The sequence below is a fragment of the Streptomyces sp. NPDC043738 genome (genome assembly GCF_056436545.1).
Map to the genome: position 1 here is coordinate 57,177 of NZ_JBWKCJ010000027.1, position 18,759 is coordinate 75,935.

An 18,759-nucleotide genomic window follows, 5' to 3' on the forward strand; every position below is an offset into this window, starting at 1 on the left:
ACACCCCCGGCATAGGCTGACCCCGTGGCAGCGAACGAGAACTCCAACGACGAGCGCCCGGCCCCCACCGCCCACACCCCCGCCGCGCGCGAGTTCCGCATGGCCGAGCTGGCCGAGGAAGCCGGCATCACGGTCCGTACGCTGCGGTTCTACCGCGAGCGCAAGCTCATCCCACCGCCGCGCCGCGAGGGCCGGATCGCCTGGTACAACGAACACCACCTCGCCCGGCTGCGCACCATCGGCGCCCTGCTGGAGCGCGGCCACACCCTCGGCGGAATCGCCGAACTCCTCTCCGCCTTCGAGTCCGGGCGCGACGTCGGCGAACTGCTCGGCCTGCAGACCCCGCTGCTCCCTCCGTGGTCCGAGGAGACCCCGGTCCGCCTCACCCCGGAGCAGCTCGCCGACCACTTCAGCCGGGACATCACCCCCGAGAACCTCACCACGTCCCTGGACATCGGCTACCTCGCCGTCGACGGCGACGAGTTCGTGCACATCAGCCGCCGTCTCCTGGACGCCTCCACCGAGCTGGTCAACAAGGGCATCCCGCTGGCCGCCGTCCTGGAGGCCGGCCGCCGGGTCCGCGCCCACGCCGACGCCCTCGCCGACATCTTCACCACCCTCATCCGCACCCACCTCCTGGCCGACGTCCGTCCGCGCCCGGGCTCGGACGGCCTGCCCGACCCCCAGGAGATCGACCGCATAGCCCAGACCATCGAGAAGCTCCGCCCGCTGTCCAAGGGCGTGGTGGAGGCCGAGCTCTCCATGGCCATGGACCGCCGCGTGCGCACGGAGCTGGAGCAGTGGCTGCGGGAGGACGAGGAGAAGGACGAGCCGGGTCCCTAGGGCCTGCCCGATGGGTCAGGGCCGGGTAGGCCATGACCCATCGGACACGCCCCAAGGGGCGTCCGGCCCTGGCCCACCGGACAGCCCCCACCCGGGCAGGGCGGCCCCGGCTCAGCCGCGCGCCGGCCGGGGATGGGTGAAGTGGTCGAGCAGCCGCCGCACGGCGAGGTCCTGGGCGGACCGCGACTCCTCCGAGGCGACGCGCTGGGCGGCGTACAGACGCACCAACTCGGAGCGTACGTAGTGCCCCTGGGCCTGCTCCTGGAGCAGATGGGCGTCGCACAGCTCGGCGAGGTGGCGGCGGGTGCGCTCGAGGTCCTGCCCGGCCAGTGCCGCGGCGGCGGGCAGCTCCACACCGGGTCCGGGGTGCAGACCAAGGACGCGGAAGAGCCGGGCGGCGCCGCTCGACAGGGCGCGGTAGCTGAGATAGAGGTTGGCCTCCACGGCCAGATCGGCGTCGTGCGCGGACAGCTCCTGCAGGCGGCGGCGCTCGTCGGCCAGCTTCTTCGTCCAGAACTCCAGTGGCCATTCGGGGTGGGCCATCAGCCGTGCCGCGGCGATCCGCAGCGCCAGCGGGAGCCGTTCGCACCACTCGACGAGCGCCCGGGCGGCCGCCGGGTCCGCCTCGATGCGCTGCCGCCCCAGCGCGTTGCCCAGCAGCTGCAGGGCGTCGCCGGGGGCGAGCGACCCCACCGTGACCAGTACGGCCCCGTCCCGGACCACCAGCCCGCTCAGCCGCCGCCGGCTGGTGACCACCGCCAGGCAGCCCGGCGTCGAGGGCAGCAGGGGCCGCGTCTGCTCGGCCGTGCCCGCGTTGTCCAGCAGCACCAGCATCCGTCGCCCGGCGAGCAGCGACCGGTACAGCGCCGCACGCTCCGTCACGGACTCGGGGATCCTCGCCTCCGGGACCCCCAGCGCCAGCAGGAACGACGACAGCACGGTGCCCGCCCGCATCGGGGGGCGCTCGAAGCCCCGCAGATCGGCGAAGAGCTGGCCATCGGGGAACTCGGCCCGCAGCCGGTGCGCCCACTGCACCGCCAGCGTCGTCTTGCCGGCCCCGCCACCGCCCGCCAGCACCACGCAGTGCGGCCGCGGCACCCGCTCCAGATGCTGGTCCAGCACCGCCAGCTCCCGTTCCCGGCCGCAGAAGTCCAGGATGCCGGGCGGCAGTTGGGCGACCCGCGGCAGCGGAGCCGGCCGGTGGTCGGCGGCGTACGGCGCGGCGGGCGGTGACGGCGCCGCCGGGCGAGCGGGGCCTTGCGGCGCGACGGCGCCACTCCCGTCGAGCACTGCCAGATAGGCCTCGCTCAGCACCCGGCCGGGGTCGATGCCCAGCTGGTCCTTCAGATGCCGGCGGGTGCGGTGGTAGTGGTCCAGGGCCTCGGCCTGCCGGCCGCTCGCCTGCAGGGCGCGCATCAGCAGCGCGGTCAGCTCCTCGTGCAGGGGATGCTCCGCGATCCATCCGGTCAGCGCCGTGACCACCTCGCCGTACCGGCCGAGCAGCAGCAGCTGCGCACCGAGTTCGTGCAGCGCGGCCACCCGCGCCTGGGCCAGGCCCGCCCCCACGGTCCGGCGCACCCGGTCGCCGGGCACATCCGCCAGTGCCTCGCCCCGCCACAGGCCGAGGGCCCGGCGCAGCATCGCGACCGCGGCCTGCGGCTCGGCCTCCCGCGCACCGGAGACCAGGCTCTGGAACCGGTGGACGTCCACCGCGCACGGATCGGCGAGCAGCACATAGCCCTGCCCCCGCGTGGCGAGCTCGGCCTGGCCGGCCAGCAGCTGCCGCAGCCGGTGCACGTGGTTGTGGACCACGCCGCGCGCACTGGGCGGCGGGTCCACGTCCCACGCCAGATCGATCAGCCTGCTCAGCGTGACCACCTGGTTGACCTCGCTGATCAGCACCGCGGTCACGGTACGGATCCGCCCCGACCCCAAGGCCAGCGGACGGCCGTCGTCCGTCTCGCACTCCACCGGCCCCAGCAGCTTCAACTGAACCATCGTGCCCTCAAGTTCATGACGCCGAACGGGCGCGTGCAATCCGCCCCCTGCCTGCAAGGACCACCGGAAGGAAGGTCGGGTTCCGCTTGACCGCCCCCCTCTCACTATGTGGACATACGCCCCGAGTTGACAAAAATTCAACGCAAGTCCCGATCGGGCGCACCCACCCCATGAGCCCCACGTGAGCCGATCATGAGCGGCCCGGCCGAGCATTACTGCCGTACCGGTCGTGGCGGCCCACCCCTTCCCGCCGCTCCGGCCAACTCTCCGTTCCCCGCGGTCCGGAGAGGTCGCACCCCCCACTCATGGAGGAGAACCATGTCCACTTCGGGCATCGTGAAGAAGAGCCTGGCAGCGGTGGCCCTGTGCGCCGCGCTCACCGCGACGGGTGCCGCCTTCCCGGCGACCGCCATGGCCGCGCCGGCCGCCGCGGCGGCGCCGGCGGGTGACTCGCCGGTCGACATCGGCGCCAACGCGAACCTGAACTTCAACGTCGACGTGCTCGGCATAGCCAACAAGATCGAGTCGTCGATCAAGACCGCCCAGAACCGCGAGGGCTTCGTCAAGAACCTGATGGAGTCGGCGTTCTACGCGAGCAACGGCCAGTACAACGTCATGGTGCACAACCTCAGCCAGCCCTACGAGGAGCACCTCAACGGCGTCAAGGCGTACGGCTCGGCCACCTACGACGGCGTCGTCTACGGCATCTGGGTCTTCGAGGACGGCGAGTTCACCAACCAGGGCGACGGCGGCTTCATCAACTGGGCCTTCAAGGGCTGGTGGGAGCGCCCGAACAACGGCGGCTACGTGAAGTTCACCCGCCCCTGACCCACCCCCCCGATCGGCCACCACCACGGCCACCGACGGCCCGCCCCACCCCGGCGGGCCGTCCCACAGACCGGGGCGCCCTCGTACTCCCCCGGAGGGCGCCCCCCTGAGGGCGTGGTCCGGCGTCATGGACCGGCGGATGGAGGGGGCGTTGTCACACGATCCAGGAGCCAGCTGGATCGTCCAGCCATACCCGCTGACTCTTGGCACTCACGGTCAACCCGAACCGCGATGGATCCGGCCGTCCATGGCCATCCCACCATCGGAACGCGGCCTCCACGTCGTCCCACAGTCGGCGGGGTCCGTACTGCCAGACGCGCGCGGTGTCCCCGTCCCGGAACATGCAACACGCCCAGGACCGGTCACTCAGGCTGTAGAACCAGACCGGTCGGGCGCCGTCGCTCTTCTCCGCCACGAAGTGCCAGCATTGCTGGACTCGAAGGCCCAGGGCGAACCGCTCCGGGCCGAACTGCTCCCCGACGAACTCCCCTTCCGTGATGGTCGTGGACGACTCGTCACCATCGGCCACGCTGCCCGTGACGTACTCCCCATGGACCACGGGCGAAATCCGCTGGGACCGGAGTTTCATGAACTCCACGGGCCCGGTGAACTTCCCGGACGCGCTCTTTCCGTCCGATGCCACGACCAAGCGGGCCACCGCGTCGCCGTGGCTGTAGTTCGTCCCCCAGGGGGCCACGATGACGCCGCCGGGCCGACACTGCTCCACCCACGCGAACGGGACAGAGCGAAGGCCGCACGTGGCAATGACGCGGTCGTACGGGGCTCCCTCCGGGTAGCCCTGGAACCCGTCGCCGTGGACGACGCGGACGGGGCTACCCAGCCGCTCCACCGTCGCCATGGCAGCCGTGGCCACCGCCCGGTCCACCTCCATGGTGGTCACGTTCCCCGGCCCCGCGCGGTGGGCCATCAGCAACGCGTTCCAGGTGGTGGCCGTGCCGATTTCCAGGACCGTGTGACCCGGGTGGAGGTCCAGGGCCCGGAGCATCCGGAACACGACGGAGGGCATGGACGCGGAGCTGGTGGGGACGCGGCCGGGCTCGGTGCCGGAGTGCTTCCCGTCGTCCCACTGGGTGACGATCGGTACGTCGGAGTCCGCAAACGCCTGCCACTTGGCGGGATCGTCCGCCTTCGATACGGCCACGCTCCGACCGGACTCCATGTCGAACGGCCAGATGAGGTCGGGCAGGACGGTGGAGCGGGGAACGGCCGCGTACGTGGGGGCCCAGTCGGAGGTGAGGGCCCCGGAAGACATCAGGGCGCGCCCCGACCCGTCAAGGTCGGGACGGCCCTTGTGCGCGTCGGCGGTCATTCAGAGCGCCTTGGGCGGGTTTGGCTGCCCCGGGCCCCCGTCGGGGGACGGGGGCTGATGCGGACCGGGGTACGGCTCCCCGGGGAGCTTGTCGCCACCGTCGTTGCGAAGTACTGCGTTCACGCTTCCTCCTCTTGAGTCTGTCGGCACAGAGACTTTCCCCGTGCCGTCGGGCTGGTACGGGGCACCGGCTGCGCATCCAGGTGCCCCGCTTCGCGCTCGGGGTTTTGAGTGGAACTGGCTACCTCTGTGGCCCGCAGGACTTGCAGCACGGGGCCGGGCCGCCCTCGCATTCGGCAGCCCCTGACGCTCGAAGCCACAACGTCGGGTCGGGCTGGTAGCCCGCCTCGACCATCAGGTCCTGCGTCCGCTGCAACGAGCCAGTGCGCACCTGCGCTGATGGCGGCTGATCGGGGATGTGGTGCACGAAGCGTCCGAGCCGGGCGCACAGCTCGACGTAGCGCGCCGTGTGCAGGATGAGCGCATGCCATCCCCTGTCCACCAGCTTCGAGGGGCGCATGGGGCTCTCGGGGAACTTGGCGGCTGTGGCCACGAACTTCAGCGCCTCGACGACGATGCGGGAGGCACGGTCCTTGTCCATGGGTGCGTTGTCGCTCTGCACCGTTGCGGTAACGGCGGCAAGGGCGTCTTCGCCGAGGAGAGCTCGTGCGTCCGTCGCGGCCCGTACGGGGGCTTCATGTATGGCAGTCACGGTCATGTCTTCTCCGTTGTTGGTGTACTGGTGGGCTGGTGTCCTGGTGAGTAGCAAGCCGGCCGGGCTGCTCAGGCACAGTGGCCACGCTCGTGGTTCCTGATCCGTTGGCTTGCCACGACAGCAGTAGCGAACTGCCGCATCTTCCGGGCCTCGTGGCGTTCCTTGTCCAACGCGCTGCACTCGACACAGCCAGGGACAGGGGCGGGGCTGAGGTCGGCGTACGGTTCCCCGAGCGACACGGGGCGTTCCTGGTAACGGTTGCCGCTCATCGCCGCGCCGCCTTCACCACGCGGGTCAACCGGGCGGTCTGACTCGGGGTGAGCAGCGGCGGGGCAACCCGCGTGACCCTCATGCCGCCTTCCTCCGTCATCTGCACCGTGCTGGGCCGGGCGGCAATGCCCAGATCCTTCAGCGCGGCGTCAAGGTTCGCTCCCTCTTCGGCGCACGCCGAGTAGGGCGTGCGGGCAGAGGTGGTCATGGCGCCCTCCTTGCCTCTCTGTAGTGGTTCCACTACCGGGAGAAGTCAGCGTGGCCTACAGTCGGGGATCCATCAACTAATCAGGATTGATGGGTGAGTTGGGAGTCGTCATGGTCAACCGCAAGGAGCTGAACCCTGAGAGCAGCCCGGAAGCGGCCTACGGGGCCCGCTTGCGCAGGTTGCGGGAGGAACGCGGCTGGACCCAGGAAGCGTTGGCCGGAGCCCTGGGGTGTACCAGCCAGCATGTCTCTGCTGTGGAAACTGCCCGGAAACCACCAACCCTTCCGTTCTCACGCAAAGCTGACCTTGCGTTCGGAACTGCCGGGTCCGCCGACTCGTTCGAGCGTGAATGGCGCGAGATCCAGCACGGCTCGCTGCTGGAAGGGTTCCCGGAGTACGTCGGTCACGAGAGCCGGGCGGCAGAGATCCGGCTGTACGAAGTGGGTGTCATCCCTGATCTGCTCCAGACCCCGGAGTATGCGTCGGTGCTGGCGGACAGTGCCGTGAAGCGGGGAGCGATCACGACAGACCAGGCAGAGGAGCGAGTGAGGCTTGTTGCGGAGCGGCAAGCCGCACTCCTGCGGACGCCCCCGCCGTTGGTCTTCGTGATGCTGGACGAAAGCTGTATCCGTCGGCCCATCGGCGGGGCCGCCGTCATGGAAGCCCAGTTGGCGCGACTGATCGAGTACGCCGAGCTACCGAACACCGTGGTCCAGGTTGCCCCGTTCGACATGGGGGAGCGCCGCCCGTTCAACCTGCCGCTGTACGTACTGACGCTTCCGGACCGCCAACTCATGGCGTACACCGAGTCCGCGCAACGGGGCCATTTGGAACGGGAAAGCACTTCCGTGCTGCCCATACTGACGGCCTACCATCAGCTACAGGCCGAAGCGCCCTCTCAGGCCACATCTGTGGCCTTGATCAATCAGTTACGAAAGGGCACCCCGTGACGTCCGAATCCCCCCGTTGGTTCAAGTCCTCCTACAGCGACAACGGTGGCGCCTGCATCGAGGTCGCCGCCAACCTCGTCGCCTCGCACGGCGTGGTCCCCGTCCGTGACAGCAAGAACCCGAGCGGTCCCGTTCTGAACGTCGCCGCCGATGCGTTCGCGTCCTTCGTGGCGAGCGTCAAGGGCGGAGAGTTCGGCACTGCTGTCTGACCATTCCGGCGTCCCTGTGCGCGAACGCAACAGAGCCCCCCGCCAGCACCGGCGGGGGGCTCTCGACTAGATGGGGCGCCTTGACCGCCTTGGACGCGATACTGCCCATACTGACGGCCTACCATCAGCTACAGGCCGAAGCACCTTCTCAGGCGGCATCTGTGGCCTTGACCAGACCGGTTACGAAAGGGCATCCCGTGACGACCGAAACCCCCAGCTGGTTCAAGTCCTCCTACAGCAGCAACGGCGGCGATTGCATCGAGGTCGCCGCAAACCTCGTCGCCTCGCACGGCGTGGTCCCCGTCCGTGACAGCAAGAACCCGAGCGGTCGCGTTCTGAACGTCGCCGCCGATGCGTTCGCGTCCTTCGTGGCAAGCATCCAGGCCGGAGAGTTCGGCACCGTCTGACCATTCCCATGCTGCACCGGCGGGCGAGCCAGCTTTGCGTCCTACCGGCTCGCCTCCGCAGGCTGCGAAGCGCTTCCGCTAGGTCTGACCTGGACTGACCTGGCCGCTCCGGCTCAAAGGTCAAGGCCCTTCACGTACTCCTCGAAAGGCACGGACTCGGCCACGGCGATGCGCTGGTATTCGATGAACCCTGCCGGATCTCCGCCGAACACCTGGCGGTTGATCTGCCGCCCGTCTGGCTCATAGTTCATGAGCACGACTTCGGAATGATCGAACATCCAGAAGTCCTGCACCCCGTCAAGGAGGTTGGGGCGATCGGTCACGTCGAGGATTCGGATCTGCTCCCCGGCCAGTGAGTGCGGCGCGTAGTACCAGGCGAACTCGAATCGCAGGCACTCGGACAGCGGGCGGGTGACGATGTGTACGCGCCCTTGGACGCGCCCCTCGGTGACCTGACGGCGTAGCCGGTCGGTGTACTCGTTGCGGACCGTGGCCGGGTCGATGCGTTCGCCGTCTCGGAACGCCTGAAGCTCGTCGGCTTCTTGCGGCATGAGGTACCGCGGCAGCGTCTCAAGCCGAGTCGGGTAAACCATGGCCCCCGCCGTCGGCGAGGGCCATGGTGCAGAGGCTCATCACATGCCGTACGCCACCGTCACCGGAGCGTGATCGCTCCAGCGCTGGTCATAGCTGGCGGCGCGCTCCACGTAGGCCTTCAGGGCGCGCCGGGCCAGGCCCGGGGTCGCCAGGTGGTAGTCGATGCGCCAGCCTGCGTCGTTGTCGAAGGCGCGGCCCCGGTAGGACCACCAGGAGTAGGGGCCCTCGGTGTCGGGGTGGAGGGAGCGGACGACGTCGACGTAGCCGCCGCGGGTCTCGTCGAGGACGTCGGTGAGCCAGGCGCGCTCCTCCGGGAGGAAGCCGGACTTCTTCTGGTTGGCCTTCCAGTTCTTCAGGTCGGCCTCCTGGTGGGCGATGTTCCAGTCGCCGCAGACCACGACCTCGCGGCCGTCGGCCGCGGCGCGCTTGCGCAGGTCGACGAGGTAGGGGAGGAACTCCGCCATGAAGCGTTCCTTCTCGTCCTGGCGCTCGGTGCCGACCTCGCCGGAGGGCAGGTAGAGGCTGGCGACGGTCACCCCGGGCAGGTCCGCCTCGACGTAGCGGCCGCTGCCGTCGAATTCCGGCGAGCCGAAGCCGATCTGGACCCGGTCCGGCTCGCGGCGGGTGTAGAGGGCGACGCCGGCCCGGCCCTTGGCGGCCGCCGGGGCGTGGAGCGTGTGCCAGCCGGCGGGCTCGCGCACCTCGTCGGGGAGCTGCGCGGTCTCGGCCCGTACCTCCTGCAGGCACAGCACGTCGGCCTCGGTCTGCGCCAGCCACGGGACGAAGCCCTTCTTGGCCGCGGCGCGCAGCCCGTTCACATTCACGGAGGTCACGGTGATCACAACGCTCGCCCTATCCCTTTCCGGCCGCTGCTCTCTCGTCGGGCCAGGGGCCAGGCTCCCATACCGGTAGCCGCCTCGATGACGGCCGGGCATCCCGGCCCGGCCGACCCGGCTCGGCCGAGCCGCGCGCACAATCCGCTGGAACCACACATATCCGGCATGTTCAAGCCCCGAGTCCTCGGGTCGCGACGCGGTCGCCGCGACGGGTTTCCATCGGATCAGGCATTCCGCCGAACCAGGTTTCCCGCCGACGAAAGGAACCCATCATGCCGGCCAACCACCCCAAGCGCCGCCTCGCCTGCGCAGCCCTGCTCATCGCGGCGATCGCGGGCCCGCTCGCGACGAGCGGCACCGCGACAGCCGACTCCCATCCCCCGAAGCCCGCGATCAAGACCGGACCGATCAAGGTGAAGAAGGGTTCGGGTCAGGGCGTGGCCCAGCAGTCGGGCCCGTCCACGGAGGGGCCCGACAGCGCGGTCATGCCCAACGGATGGAAGGTCGAACAGGGGCACCAGTACACGCGCTGCTGGGAGGACCACGAAACGATGCAGAGCATCTGCGAGACCTACATCAGCTGGCCCGACGGCAGCGAGACCGTGGTCTGAGGGTGCACCCGCCCCGTCCGGACGCTCCGGGCGGGGCGGTCGTCTTCCCGTCTCACCGCACCCGCCACTCGCACACCCGTACGCTTCATGGCATGGAGACTCGCCCCACCGGGACACCCCCCGTCGAGATACGCGCCGTCCGCTACGACCACCCCGACGCCGTCGCCCTCGACGGGCTGGTCCAGCAGGAGTACGCGCGGCGCTACGGCGACGGCGATATGACGCCGCTGGATCCGGAGATGTTCAGCCCTCCGCACGGCGCGTATCTGATCGCGTACGAGGGCGGCCGGGCACTGGCCAGCGGGGGCTGGCGGGTGCAGGACGACACCGGCAAGGGGTACGCGGTCGGGGACGCCGAGATCAAGCGGATGTTCGTGCTGCCCGAGGCGCGGGGGCGGGGGCTGGCGCGGCGGATCCTGAAGGTGCTGGAGGCGGACGCGCGGGCCGCGGGGCGGTCCCGGATGGTGCTGGAGACCGGCATCAAGCAGCCGGAGGCGCTGGAGCTGTATGCGTCCTGCGGCTATGCGCTGGTGGAGAAGTTCGGTCTTTACCGGACGTACGAGGAGAGCCGCTGCATGGCGAAGCCGCTGACGGGGACGGCGGACTGAGGGGCGCCCCGCCCGCTCACCGGCTTTGTTGACAGGCGTCCGGGCCGCTCCCCATACTCATTCCACTAATGAACTAGCTAAAGGGGGGATCCGGGTGAGCGACCCGAGCCCGTGGGCCGTCGAGGCCGTAGGACTGGGGAAGAAGTACCGCCGCGGGTGGGCGCTGCGGGACTGCTCCTTCCGGCTCCCCGCCGGCCACATCTGTGCGCTCGTCGGCCCCAACGGCGCCGGCAAGAGCACGTTCCTGGGCACCGCGACCCGGCTGGTGCAGCCCACCACCGGGACGCTGAAGCTGTTCGGCGTCCCGGTCTGCGACCCGGCCGCCCTGGAGCGGATCGCCTTCCTCGCGCAGGACAAGCCGCTCTACCCGCGCTTCACCGTGGCCGACACCCTGCGGCTCGGCCGTGAGCTGAACCCGCGCTGGGACCAGGCGCTGGCCGAGCGGATCGTACGGTCCGGGAACGTGCCGCTGACGGCCCGGATCGGCACCCTCTCGGGCGGCCAGCGCACCCGCGTCGCCTTCGCCCTCGCCTTCGGCAAGCGGCCCGAGCTGCTGCTGCTCGACGAGCCGATGTCCGACCTCGACCCGCTCGCCCGGCACGAGCTGTCGGGCCTGCTGATGGCCGAGGCCGCCGAGCACGGCACGACCGTGCTCATGTCGTCCCACATGCTCGCCGAGATGGAGGAGATGTGTGACTACCTCGTCGTCCTCGCCGAGGGGCGACTGCGAATGGCGGGCCCGACCGAGGAGCTGGTGCCCTCCCATCTGCTGGTGACGGGCGTGGCCGACGGAGCGGACGGGGTGCCCGAGGAGCTGCGGCGGCAGCACACCGTGGTCGAGTCCCGGGTCAGCGGGCGCCAGTTCAGCGCGTTGATCCGGTCCGGCGGACCGCTCTCCGACAGCTGGGAGGCCCTGGTGCCGAGCATGGAGGAGGTCCTGCTGGCCTACCTGCGCTCGCCCGGGGCGCCCGACCTGATCGCGGACGAGGCGCGGATCGACGACGCAGCGCAGGAGGCGGCGGCATGAGCCGGACCAGCACGACCCACGACGCCGTGGCGGCGGCCCCGACCGCCGGCCGGCCCGGATCCGCCGCCGCGCCCCGCCGCGCCCTGCTGCGCGGCCTGCCCTGGCTGGTCTGGCACCGCCACCGCGCCTTCCTGCGGACCGGCCTGCTGGTCACGGTCGCGGCCTGCGCGCTCTTCGCCTACCAGCGCATCGGCGTGATGGAGTTCCTGGACCTCAAGGGCGCCACCCCGGACGCGGACGGGGAGCTGCTCAACGACTTCCGCAACCACTTCGGTTCGGCGTTCGACCTCGACGTGGAGTTCCTGCAGTTCCTGCCGCTCTTCGTCGGCATCTTCCTCGGCGCACCGCTGATCGCGAGCGAGCAGGAGCACGGCACCCTCAAGCTGGTCACCACCCAGTCGGTGAGCCGCGGCCGATGGATCGCCGCCACCCTCGGCCTGCCGCTGGCCCTCGCCGCGCTGTGCACCGGTCTGCTGTCGGCCGCCTTCACCTGGCTGTGGTCGCCGGCCCGCAACCTGGCCCTGCAGGGCGACTGGCTGGCGGGCGGCGCCTTCGACACCACCGGCCCGATACCGGTGGCCACGACCCTCTTCCTGACCGCCTGCGGCATCGCCATCGGCATGCTGGTCAAGCGGACGGCGCCGGCGATGGCGGCCACCGCCGTCTTCGCCGTGGTCGCCTCCCTGATCTGGAGCGAGAAGGTCCGCGACCGCCTCGGCACGCTGCGCAGCGTCAGCTATCCGTACGACGGTGACGGCCCCGACCTGCCGCTGGGCTCCGTACGCATCGACGACTGGGTGTCCACCGCCGACGGCAAGCTCTACGGCTACGGCACCTGCGTCAACGGCGATGCCGAGGCCTGCCGGGCCAGGATGGGCATCGTCAACCGCGTGACCCAGTACTTCGACTACGAGCAGATGGCCGGGATGCAGTGGTTGGGCGCGGGGATCCTGCTGGCCCTGACCGCCGTGGTGCTCGCGTTCGTGGTGTGGCGGGCCCACCGGCGGCCGCTCTGAACAGCCGGGCGCGGCACACGCCGGGCGGCGCTTTGACACCCGCCGCCGGCGGCCGGATCATCAATCGGTCGGGCGGCCGGGCCCCGGCGGCGCAGCCGGCGGCCCGGTCGTCGGCATGGTCGGCCCCACGGGCGAGAGCATCGGCCCTACGGGCGAGAGCAGCAGAGAGGTGGTGAGCGTCGTCGAGTTCCGCATCGACCGCCGCAGTGGTGTCGCCACCTACCTCCAGATCGTCCAACAGGTCCACCAGGCGCTGCGGTTGGGCGTCCTCGTCGAGGGCGACCGCCTGCCGACCGCCGCGCAGGTCGCCGCCACGACCAAGGTCAACCCCAATACGACCCTGAAGGCCTACCGCGAGCTGGAACGCGAAGGCCTGGTCGAACCACGCCCCGGCCTGGGCACCTTCGTCAGCCGCACGCTGGCCCGCCCCGAGTCCGCGGCGGACGCCCGGCTGCGCGAGGAACTGCGCTCCTGGATGGCGCGGGCACGGACCGAGGGCCTGGACCGGGAGGACGTCCAGGCGCTGGTGAACTCGGTGCTGGAGGAGCGGTACGCACAGGAGTGAGGGGTAGGGAGCACGCCCGTACGGGGAGGGGCGGCCGTCTTTGCGGACGGCCGCCCCTCCTGCCCGTTCCGTCCCGCCGCTCCTCCATCTCCCCCCCCGCTTGACCCCTACGTAACGTCAGGCCGCAGCCTGGGCGACGGCGCAGACGGCTTTCCCGCCCTCCTCGCCGCCATCCCGTCACCACGAACGAAAGGCACCGAGCGTGGGCTACTCGGTCGGGCAGGTCTCCGCCGCCGCGGGAATCACCGTGCGCACCCTGCACCACTACGACAAGACCGGGCTCCTCTCCCCCACCGACCGCAGCCCGGCCGGCTACCGCCTCTACAGCGACGCCGACCTCGCCCGGCTGCAGCAGATCCTCTTCTACCGGGAACTCGGCTTCCCGCTCGACGAGATCGCCACGATCCTCAAGGACCCGCAGGCCAACGCCCTCGACCAGCTGCGTGCCCGGCACCGCCTGCTCAACGAGCAGATCACCAAACTGCAGCGCCTGGTCGAGGTCGCCGAACAGGCCATGGAGGTCCAGCAGACCGGCGTGGAACTCTCGCCCGAGGAGCGGTTCGAGGTGTTCGGCGAGGTCGCCTTCGACCTCACCTACGCCACCGACGCCCAGCTGAAGTGGCATGACCGCGCGGGCCACCAGCGCTCCATGGCGAGCGCCGCCGCCCACACCAAGGAGGACTGGGCGCAGATCATGGCCGAGGCCGCCGAGTGGCGGGCGCGGCTGATCGCCGCCTTCGACGCCGAGGACCCCGCGGACGGCGCACGCGCCATGGACCTCGCCGAGGAGCACCGGCAGAGCATCAGCCGCTGGTTCACCCCGTGCCCCACCGATATGCACGGCCGGATCGCCGACGACTTCGCGGCCGACCCCCGGGCGTTCGCCCTGATCGTGCCCCCGAGCCAGCAGCGCCCCGGCCTCGCCTCCTACCTGCGCACGGCCGTCCACGCCAACGCCGTACGCCAGTCGAAGGGCTGCTGACATCCCATGAAGATCGTGATCACGGCCGCCGGCTCGTACGGCGACGTCGCCCCGTACACCGGCCTCGGCGCCCGGCTCCGCGAAGCCGGCCACGACGTCGCCCTCGCCACCCACGACGCCTACGCCCCGCTCGTACGGAGCGCGGGCCTGGAGTTCCGCCGGCTGCCCGCCGACCCGCGCGCCGGACGTCCGGACGGCGGCCCGGCACCGGAGGCCTCCACCGGCGGCAGGCGCGCCCTCATGCACAAGGCGGCCGCCTTCATCCGGGAACTGGGCACCGGCCTGGCCGAAGCCACCACTAAGGACACCGAGTTGCTGCTGCTGTCCACCACCACCGCGCCGCTCGGCCGGAGCCTCGCCGAGGCGTACGGCATCCCGTCCTTGGAGCTCCCCCTCCACCCCAACGCCCCCACCGGCGACTTCGCCCCTCCCGTCGGCGGCGCCCGCTCCCTCGGCCGCTGGGGCAACCGCGCCGTCGGCCGCCTCTCCCACCACGTCGTCGACCGCCTCTACGCGGACGCGAGCCGCGAACTGCGGGCGGGCCTCGGCCTGCCGCCCGCCACCCCCCGTACGCTCCGCCGCCGCGCCGAAGCGGCCGGCCGGCCGGTCCTGCACGGCTTCAGCGAGGTCCTGGTGCCCCGCCCCAAGGACTGGCCCAGCGGCCTGGAGGTCGTCGGGAACTGGTGGCCCTGGCACGCGCCCGAGGACCGACTCCCCTCATTCGTCGCGGACTTCCTCGCCGCCGGACCGCCCCCGGTGTTCATCGGCTTCGGCAGCATGGCGGGCGGCGAGGGCGAGCGGCTGGGCGCCCTGGCGGTGGCGGCCCTGCGCCGGGCCAAGGTCCGCGGCGTCCTGCAGTCCGGCTGGGCCGGTCTGACCACCGGTCCCGACGCCCTCGCGACGGACGACATCCTCACCGTCGGCGAGGTCCCGCACGCCCTGCTCTTCCCGCACATGTCGGCCGTGGTGCACCACTGCGGTGCCGGTACCGCCGCGGCGGGCCTGCGTGCCGCGGTCCCCGCCGTCCCCGTACCGGTCACCGCCGACCAGCCCTTCTGGGCCGCGCGACTGGCCGCAGTGGGCGCCGCCACGGCCCCGATCCCCTTCCAGGACCTCGCCGCCGAGCACGCCGCCGAACGTCTGGCCGACGCCCTCACCCGGGCCACCGCCGACCCCACCCACCGCGAACGCGCCCGGAGCGCCGCCGGCCGGCTCGCCGTCGAGGACGGCGCCGGCGCGGTCACCGAGGCGGTGGACCGCCTGACCGCGTAAGGCTCCAGGGCGCACACCCCGCCGCGCCGGGCGGCACAATAGCCAGATTCTCGGCCCACCGGTATAGGACCAATTTCTCATACGGAAGATCCTTGACGGCCGGATGGCGTTCCCGCAGGCTCGTGCTGAAATGCTCACGTCCTCCGCATTCAGGTAATCACCCCCTGGAGCACGTCTTGCCGGAAAGCCTGGAAACAGGGCGCTCCACTTCATCGTTATGCGATGAGGAGCGAGCGCCGCTCGACGTACTCGGCGTCGGGTTCGGCCCCTCGAATCTGGCCCTCGCCATAGCCCTGCACGAAACACCTCATCCGCGAGCCGGGATGCACTTCTACGAACGGCATCCCGGATTCTCATGGCATGGCGGCATGCTGCTGAAGAACGCCACCATGCAAGTGCACTTCCTCAAGGACCTGGTGACGCTGCGGAACCCGCGCAGTGAATTCACCTTCCTCAACTATCTGCACGACCGGGACCGGATGGTTGATTTCATCAACCACAAGGCCCTCTTTCCGAGTCGCGTGGAATTCCACGACTACCTGGAATGGGCCGCGGGCGCGCTGGCGGACCGGGTCAGCTACGGCCATGAGGTGCTGCGGATCGAACCGGCGGCATCGGCGGGGCAGAGCCTGCTGGACGTGACGATCGGCATACCCGGTTCCGACGGCACCCGGCGGATCGTGCGTCGGGCCAGGAACGTGGTGCTGGCACCCGGTCTGCGCCCGTCCCTGCCGGACGGCGCGCGGGAGTCGGAGCGGATATGGCACAGCAGCGGCCTGCTCCACCGGCTCGACGGCATACCGAGCGCGGCGCCCCTGCGCTTCACCGTCGTGGGCGCGGGCCAGAGCGCGGCCGAGGTCACCGCCCACCTCCACGAGCGCTTCCCCAACGGGCGGGTACGGGCCGTCTTCGCGGGCTACGGATACAGCCCCGCGGACGACTCCTCGTTCGCCAACCGGATCTTCGACCCGGTCGCCGTGGACGACTTCCACCGGGCTCCGCACTCCGTCCGGGACATGCTCGTCGACCGGCATCGGAACACCAATTACTCGGTGGTCGACAACGAGCTGATCTCGGAGCTCTATCGCATCTGGTACCAGGAGAAGGTGACCGCCGAGCAGCGGTTGCTGATCGACCACACCTCCTGCCTCATCGATGTCGAGGAGACCCCCGGCAGCCCGCTCTCGCTGACGGTCGAATCCCTCACCTCGGGCGAGAAACGCACCCTGGAGTCCGACTATCTGGTGTACGCGACCGGCTATCGCCCGGTGCCGCCCGACGAGTTGCTGAGCCCCGAACTGCTCGGCCTGTGCAAGCGCGACATCACGGGCCGGCTGGACGTGGACCGCGACTACCGCATCCGGATGGAGGACGGGGTGCGCCACGGAATCTATCTGCAGGGCGCCACCGAGCACACGCACGGCCTGTCCTCGACGCTGCTGTCCAATACGGCGGTCCGGGCCGGCGAGGTCGCCGACTCGCTCCTGCGCCGCCGGTAGCCGTCGGCGCAGAATTTCGGCCCCGAAGGAGAACGCGCTATGTACGTTCCCGCACATTACAAGGGGAGTTCGGCGGCAGCGGTGGCCACGGTGCGCGCCAGCCCGCTGGCCACTCTCGTCACCGGAGCGGAACCGGTGCCCTTCGCCACCCATCTGCCGGTCGTGCTGCCCGAGGACGTGGCCGACGCCGTCGACAACGGGCCCGCGGACCTGCGCGGCCACCGCGTGATCGGGCATCTGAACCGGGCCAATCCGCACTGGCGCCACCTCACGGCCGGGCAGCCCGCCCTGCTGGTCTTCCGCGGCCCCGACGGATATGTCTCACCCGAGGTCTACGGATACACACCGGCCGCGCCCACCTGGAACTTCACGGCCGTCCACCTACGCGGCACGATCCAGCCGCTGCCGGCCGGCGAGGAGACCCGCCGCGTCATCCACCGGACGGTGCGCGAACTGGAGGGCCGTTTCGGGCGCCGGTGGGACATGGCGGGGTCGCTGGACTACTTCGACAAGATCCTGCCCGCGGTGGGGGCGTTCGAGCTGCACGTGGAAGACGTCGACGGGATGTTCAAACTCAGCCAGGAGCTGGACCCGGAGACCAGGGACACAACCACTTCGCACTTCGCCGCCAGCCCGGAAGGCACACACCGGGAGTTGGCGTGCGCCATGGAGCGGTGGACCGGCGCCGATGGCCGGCCGCCCGAGGGGAGACTCTGAAATGGGCAAGCAGTACGACGTCGCCGTGGTCGGCCTGGGCGGACTCGGCAGCGCGGCCGCCAACGCGCTGGCCGCGGCCGGCCTGAAGGTCCTGGGGCTGGAGCGCTACAGTCCGGTCCACGACCTGGGTGCCAGCCACGGCGAGTCCCGTGGCGTCTGGCAGGCGTACTTCATGGGCCCCGAGTACGTGCCGTATCTGCGCCGCGCCTACACCCTGTGGTCGGAGCTGGAGGAGGCCAGCGGTGAGCGCCTCTTCCACCGCACCGGCGGTCTGTGCCTCGGGCCCGCCGACGGCGCCCTGATACCCGCGGCCCGCGCGAGCGCCGAGAAGTGCGGGCTGGAGCACGAGTACCTCACCGCGGACGAGGTCCACGCCCGCTACCCGCAGTTCGAACCGGCGCCGGACTGCGTCGCGGTGTACGACCCGGGCTCCGGCTACGTCCAGCCCGAGCAGACCGTCCGGGTCGGACTGGCCCTCGCCCAGCGGCACTCCGCCGATCTGCACTTCGAGGAAACGGTGCGGGAGATCACCGAGGACCCCGGCGGCGCGCGGGTGTCCACCGACCGCGGGACCTACGAGGTGGGACACGTCGTGGTGACCGCGGGCTGCTGGTCGCCGGGCCTGCTGCCCGAACTCACCTTCCCCGTGGACGTGCTGCGCAAGGTCATGCTGTGGTTCGAGCCGGACGGCGGCGCACAGGACTTCCAGCCCGGTCGTTTCCCGTACTGGATATGGGAGGGCGACGGCATGGTCGGATACGGGCACCCGGCCGCGAACGGCCTGCACGGCGGGGTGAAGGCGGGTGTGCACAGCGGCGGCACGCCCACCGACGCGGACGGCGTGGACCGCTATGTGCAGCAGCGCGAGATCGCCGAGATCCAGGACTTCCTGCGCACCCGCATCCCCCGCCTCGGGGCCAGCGGCCGGTACCGCAAGAGTGCCGTCTGCCTCTATGACAACACCCCGGACCAGGCGTTCGTCATCGGTCCGGCCTCCGCGCACGGCCGCGTCGTCGTGGCGGCCGGCACCTCCGGCCACGCCTTCAAGTTCCTGCCAGCCATCGGCGAATCCGTCATGGAGATCGTGACGAAGGGATCCGCCAGCCAGAATCTCTCGATCTTCGACCCGGCTCGTTTCGCCGCGGCCGGGCGGGATTCCCACTGAGTCCCCGCAGATCTCCCCGACCGTGACTCCTGGGGCGGGGGGGGGGGGGGGGGGGGGGGGGGGGGGGGGGGGGGGGGGGAGGGAGGGAGGGGGGGGGGGGGGGGGGGGG

Annotated in this window: 21 protein-coding genes; 15 read left to right on the forward strand and 6 right to left on the reverse strand. The window is 70.9% G+C overall.

Annotation, left to right across the window (positions count from 1 at the left end; translation table 11 throughout):
* Positions 1 to 99 precede the first annotated feature (99 nt).
* Positions 100 to 843, forward strand: a complete 744-nt coding sequence (locus tag AC0680_RS29065) for a MerR family transcriptional regulator (protein ID WP_478634567.1) — start codon at positions 100 to 102, stop codon at positions 841 to 843.
* A gap of 111 nt (positions 844 to 954) precedes the next feature.
* Here the strand turns inward: AC0680_RS29065 and AC0680_RS29070 are convergent, their stop codons facing one another.
* A complete protein-coding gene (locus AC0680_RS29070; RefSeq protein WP_478634424.1) occupies positions 955 to 2,841 on the reverse strand; it encodes an AfsR/SARP family transcriptional regulator in 1,887 nt (628 codons plus the stop codon).
* Positions 2,842 to 3,159: 318 nt separating this feature from the next.
* Here AC0680_RS29070 and AC0680_RS29075 point away from each other — a divergent pair, with 318 nt between their 5' ends.
* A complete protein-coding gene (locus AC0680_RS29075; protein ID WP_478634426.1) occupies positions 3,160 to 3,669 on the forward strand; it encodes a stress protein in 510 nt (169 codons plus the stop codon).
* Positions 3,670 to 3,823: 154 nt separating this feature from the next.
* Here the strand turns inward: AC0680_RS29075 and AC0680_RS29080 are convergent, their stop codons facing one another.
* The 3 genes from AC0680_RS29080 to AC0680_RS29090 all read right to left on the reverse strand — a co-directional run bounded on the left by AC0680_RS29080 (position 3,824) and on the right by AC0680_RS29090 (position 6,192).
* Entirely contained in the window at positions 3,824 to 4,999 is a 1,176-nt protein-coding gene (locus AC0680_RS29080; RefSeq protein ID WP_478634429.1) for a methyltransferase domain-containing protein, read from the reverse strand.
* A gap of 241 nt (positions 5,000 to 5,240) precedes the next feature.
* A complete protein-coding gene (locus AC0680_RS29085; RefSeq protein ID WP_478634432.1) occupies positions 5,241 to 5,717 on the reverse strand; it encodes a glycine-rich domain-containing protein in 477 nt (158 codons plus the stop codon).
* 262 nt (positions 5,718 to 5,979) lie between these two features.
* Complete coding sequence (locus AC0680_RS29090) at positions 5,980 to 6,192, reverse strand: hypothetical protein (RefSeq protein ID WP_478634435.1); 213 nt, start codon at positions 6,190 to 6,192, stop codon at positions 5,980 to 5,982.
* A gap of 110 nt (positions 6,193 to 6,302) precedes the next feature.
* On the opposite strand from AC0680_RS29090, the gene AC0680_RS29095 reads away from it, so the two are divergent.
* The 3 genes from AC0680_RS29095 (at position 6,303) to AC0680_RS29105 (ending at position 7,758) form a co-directional block, all read left to right on the forward strand.
* Positions 6,303 to 7,142 (forward strand): helix-turn-helix domain-containing protein, encoded by an 840-nt coding sequence (locus AC0680_RS29095; RefSeq protein ID WP_478634438.1) that lies wholly within the window; start codon positions 6,303 to 6,305, stop codon positions 7,140 to 7,142.
* Positions 7,139 to 7,351 carry a DUF397 domain-containing protein gene (locus tag AC0680_RS29100; protein WP_478634441.1) on the forward strand — a complete coding sequence of 71 codons (213 nt, stop codon included), beginning with the start codon at positions 7,139 to 7,141 and terminating at the stop codon, positions 7,349 to 7,351. The genes AC0680_RS29095 and AC0680_RS29100 overlap by 4 nt, the downstream gene beginning before the upstream one ends.
* 197 nt (positions 7,352 to 7,548) lie before the next feature.
* Entirely contained in the window at positions 7,549 to 7,758 is a 210-nt protein-coding gene (locus tag AC0680_RS29105) for a DUF397 domain-containing protein (RefSeq protein ID WP_478634444.1), read from the forward strand.
* A 113-nt stretch (positions 7,759 to 7,871) separates the two neighbouring features.
* Here the strand turns inward: AC0680_RS29105 and AC0680_RS29110 are convergent, their stop codons facing one another.
* On the reverse strand, positions 7,872 to 8,351 hold the full coding sequence (locus tag AC0680_RS29110; RefSeq protein ID WP_478634446.1) for a DUF6879 family protein: 480 nt from the start codon (positions 8,349 to 8,351) through the stop codon (positions 7,872 to 7,874).
* Positions 8,352 to 8,390: 39 nt separating this feature from the next.
* Positions 8,391 to 9,194, reverse strand: coding sequence for an exodeoxyribonuclease III (locus tag AC0680_RS29115; RefSeq protein ID WP_478634447.1), 804 nt, complete (start codon positions 9,192 to 9,194; stop codon positions 8,391 to 8,393).
* A 266-nt stretch (positions 9,195 to 9,460) separates the two neighbouring features.
* Here AC0680_RS29115 and AC0680_RS29120 point away from each other — a divergent pair, with 266 nt between their 5' ends.
* The 10 genes from AC0680_RS29120 to solA all read left to right on the forward strand — a co-directional run bounded on the left by AC0680_RS29120 (position 9,461) and on the right by solA (position 18,650).
* Positions 9,461 to 9,799 carry a hypothetical protein gene (locus AC0680_RS29120; protein WP_478634448.1) on the forward strand — a complete coding sequence of 113 codons (339 nt, stop codon included), beginning with the start codon at positions 9,461 to 9,463 and terminating at the stop codon, positions 9,797 to 9,799.
* 92 nt (positions 9,800 to 9,891) lie between these two features.
* Positions 9,892 to 10,407 carry a GNAT family N-acetyltransferase gene (locus AC0680_RS29125; protein WP_478634451.1) on the forward strand — a complete coding sequence of 172 codons (516 nt, stop codon included), beginning with the start codon at positions 9,892 to 9,894 and terminating at the stop codon, positions 10,405 to 10,407.
* Positions 10,408 to 10,501: 94 nt separating this feature from the next.
* On the forward strand, positions 10,502 to 11,434 hold the full coding sequence (locus AC0680_RS29130; RefSeq protein ID WP_478634454.1) for an ABC transporter ATP-binding protein: 933 nt from the start codon (positions 10,502 to 10,504) through the stop codon (positions 11,432 to 11,434).
* Complete coding sequence (locus tag AC0680_RS29135) at positions 11,431 to 12,450, forward strand: ABC transporter permease (RefSeq protein ID WP_478634457.1); 1,020 nt, start codon at positions 11,431 to 11,433, stop codon at positions 12,448 to 12,450. Before AC0680_RS29130 ends, AC0680_RS29135 begins: the two co-directional genes overlap by 4 nt.
* 169 nt (positions 12,451 to 12,619) lie before the next feature.
* A complete protein-coding gene (locus AC0680_RS29140) occupies positions 12,620 to 13,015 on the forward strand; it encodes a GntR family transcriptional regulator (protein WP_478634569.1) in 396 nt (131 codons plus the stop codon).
* Positions 13,016 to 13,217: 202 nt separating this feature from the next.
* Positions 13,218 to 13,997, forward strand: a complete 780-nt coding sequence (locus AC0680_RS29145; protein ID WP_478634460.1) for a MerR family transcriptional regulator — start codon at positions 13,218 to 13,220, stop codon at positions 13,995 to 13,997.
* Between the two features lie 6 nt (positions 13,998 to 14,003).
* Positions 14,004 to 15,269, forward strand: coding sequence for a glycosyltransferase (locus AC0680_RS29150; RefSeq protein ID WP_478634462.1), 1,266 nt, complete (start codon positions 14,004 to 14,006; stop codon positions 15,267 to 15,269).
* 122 nt (positions 15,270 to 15,391) lie between these two features.
* A complete protein-coding gene (locus tag AC0680_RS29155; RefSeq protein WP_478634572.1) occupies positions 15,392 to 16,768 on the forward strand; it encodes a lysine N(6)-hydroxylase/L-ornithine N(5)-oxygenase family protein in 1,377 nt (458 codons plus the stop codon).
* 39 nt (positions 16,769 to 16,807) lie between these two features.
* The gene (locus AC0680_RS29160) at positions 16,808 to 17,485 is read left to right on the forward strand and encodes an FMN-binding negative transcriptional regulator (protein ID WP_478634465.1); all 678 of its coding nucleotides are present in this window, start codon (positions 16,808 to 16,810) and stop codon (positions 17,483 to 17,485) included.
* A 1-nt stretch (position 17,486) separates the two neighbouring features.
* Positions 17,487 to 18,650 (forward strand): N-methyl-L-tryptophan oxidase, encoded by a 1,164-nt coding sequence (gene solA / locus AC0680_RS29165; RefSeq protein ID WP_478634467.1) that lies wholly within the window; start codon positions 17,487 to 17,489, stop codon positions 18,648 to 18,650.
* Positions 18,651 to 18,759 lie beyond the last annotated feature (109 nt).

Bases quoted from the DNA above. Each gene is read 5' to 3' on its own strand.
- AC0680_RS29065 (WP_478634567.1), top strand. From the start codon at position 100: ATGGCCGAGCTGGCCGAGGAAGCCGGCATCACGGTCCGTACGCTGCGG.
- AC0680_RS29070 (WP_478634424.1), bottom strand. From the start codon at position 2,841: ATGGTTCAGTTGAAGCTGCTGGGGCCGGTGGAGTGCGAGACGGACGAC.
- AC0680_RS29075 (WP_478634426.1), top strand. From the start codon at position 3,160: ATGTCCACTTCGGGCATCGTGAAGAAGAGCCTGGCAGCGGTGGCCCTG.
- AC0680_RS29080 (WP_478634429.1), bottom strand. From the start codon at position 4,999: ATGACCGCCGACGCGCACAAGGGCCGTCCCGACCTTGACGGGTCGGGG.
- AC0680_RS29085 (WP_478634432.1), bottom strand. From the start codon at position 5,717: ATGACCGTGACTGCCATACATGAAGCCCCCGTACGGGCCGCGACGGAC.
- AC0680_RS29090 (WP_478634435.1), bottom strand. From the start codon at position 6,192: ATGACCACCTCTGCCCGCACGCCCTACTCGGCGTGCGCCGAAGAGGGA.
- AC0680_RS29095 (WP_478634438.1), top strand. From the start codon at position 6,303: ATGGTCAACCGCAAGGAGCTGAACCCTGAGAGCAGCCCGGAAGCGGCC.
- AC0680_RS29110 (WP_478634446.1), bottom strand. From the start codon at position 8,351: ATGGTTTACCCGACTCGGCTTGAGACGCTGCCGCGGTACCTCATGCCG.
- AC0680_RS29120 (WP_478634448.1), top strand. From the start codon at position 9,461: ATGCCGGCCAACCACCCCAAGCGCCGCCTCGCCTGCGCAGCCCTGCTC.
- AC0680_RS29125 (WP_478634451.1), top strand. From the start codon at position 9,892: ATGGAGACTCGCCCCACCGGGACACCCCCCGTCGAGATACGCGCCGTC.
- AC0680_RS29135 (WP_478634457.1), top strand. From the start codon at position 11,431: ATGAGCCGGACCAGCACGACCCACGACGCCGTGGCGGCGGCCCCGACC.
- AC0680_RS29150 (WP_478634462.1), top strand. From the start codon at position 14,004: ATGAAGATCGTGATCACGGCCGCCGGCTCGTACGGCGACGTCGCCCCG.
- AC0680_RS29160 (WP_478634465.1), top strand. From the start codon at position 16,808: ATGTACGTTCCCGCACATTACAAGGGGAGTTCGGCGGCAGCGGTGGCC.
- solA (WP_478634467.1), top strand. From the start codon at position 17,487: ATGGGCAAGCAGTACGACGTCGCCGTGGTCGGCCTGGGCGGACTCGGC.